We start from the raw sequence: 421 nt of genomic DNA, 5'->3' as shown, positions 1-421 counted from the left end.
GTGATGCTGCTTATCCTTTGTGTGCTTCCGGCAGGAATGAGCCGTTCGGCATGGTTGGCGGCAGGAGTTTCCTGTCTGTGTGTATATGCTTGGCATATGGATTGGACGGATAAGTTCAGATTATTATGGCAGCAGCAAAGGCAGCGTGTGGTGATGGTAGTGGTCGGTGGATTCTGTGTCTTGCTATTGGCAGGCTATTTACTGTTTGTCTTGAAACCCGATTCTGCACGTGGCCGTCTTTTCATGTGGAAGATAACTTGTCGTGCCATTGCAGAAAAGCCGTTGACCGGATATGGGATTCATAATTTCGCAGCAGCCTACGGAAATGCGCAGGAAACTTATTTTGCAGCAGGTGATTATGAACCGTGGGAGGAACGTGTGGCGGGAAGTCCGGAATATGCATTCAATGAATATCTGCAGG

The 421-nt window shown here is 48.7% G+C and carries 1 protein-coding gene; it reads left to right on the top strand.

From position 1 onward, the window contains the following. The coding region (locus tag DWZ67_RS20555; protein ID WP_243635199.1) for an O-antigen ligase family protein at window positions 1-421 on the top strand (421 nt) is incomplete at both ends.

The sequence above is a fragment of the Bacteroides sp. AF34-31BH genome (genome assembly GCF_003602795.1).
Lineage (GTDB): Bacteria > Bacteroidota > Bacteroidia > Bacteroidales > Bacteroidaceae > Bacteroides > Bacteroides uniformis.
Note: the sequence above shows the minus strand (reverse complement) of the source record. Positions and strands in the feature narration are given on the sequence as shown.